Here is a 983-nt window from a genome sequence, read left to right as displayed (position 1 = left end):
GCTTGCCGCATACCAAAAAAGCCCGTCCTCAGAATCGCCCGATTCAATCCGGATTTCTGTTTGACGTTTTTACCCGGATTGTCAATCGTTCCCTTGGCACTCTTTGTCATATTGCGCGTCTTCAGATCTTCCACGTACACGCAGCCATACTCCTGCGCGAGCGTGTGCGCGGTCTTCATCTGAAAGTCACGGCGAATATTTCGAACTCGTCTGTGCAGCTTCTGCAGTTTTTCCAACAATCTTCTGCGTTTGCGGCTCGGCTTCGTTTTATCGAACGCTTCTGCCCGTCCTTCCTTTGCAAGCTTCAGCCGCGAGGATCTGTTTAACGCCAATTTTCGTTGATAGCGAGCAATCTCTTTTTCGAGCTCTTTGATTCTGCCCGTATTGAGATCGAAGAACTGACCGTCGCTCGTAGCCACCGCATGAACCACGCCCAGATCAATGCCGACATCGAGTGCCTTTGGATCCGGCATCTCAATGTCAAATTCCGTCGTGAAGACCACAAACCAATGACCGCAATCCTTCTTGATGTGAATCTGCCTGACCGTGCCGGACTTCATGAAACCATCGGCACATTTGAATGCAAGCGGACGGCTTTTGCGGTAGCGCATCCAGCCGATCTTGGGCAACTTCACGCGGCCGTTAGCATCATCGATATGTTCAGGCCTGAACTGCGGAATACGAAAACCGTCTCCAATATCTTTTGTTTTGAATTTCGGCCATTCTTTACGGGCAGGATCACTCTTAGGACGAAAACTGTCGGCAATGGCTCGATCGAGGTCCTTGAGCGCCTGCTGCAGAGGTTGGGACATTGCCTCTCTGAGAAAAACAGTCTTTTCCTCTTTCTTCCATTTGACAAGCTCGAGGCATAGCTCTTTGTAGCGCAAGAGAGAAAGACCGTTTTTCTTGCGTTCGTTTTGCAGCTCCAGAGCTTTGTTGAACACGAAACGACGACAGCCGGCGTTTCTGCTCAATGCAGAACG

General features: G+C 50.4%; 1 protein-coding gene. It reads right to left on the bottom strand.

What is annotated here, in order from left to right; genetic code table 11:
* Positions 1–983 (bottom strand): RNA-guided endonuclease TnpB family protein (locus DW133_RS09945; RefSeq protein WP_118276500.1); only part of this gene is annotated, 983 nt, incomplete at both ends.

This window comes from Sutterella sp. AM11-39 (assembly GCF_003472385.1).
Taxonomy (GTDB): domain Bacteria; phylum Pseudomonadota; class Gammaproteobacteria; order Burkholderiales; family Burkholderiaceae_F; genus Duodenibacillus; species Duodenibacillus intestinigallinarum.
The sequence above is the reverse complement of the archived record's forward strand: the minus strand, read 5'-3'. Positions and strand labels throughout refer to the sequence as shown.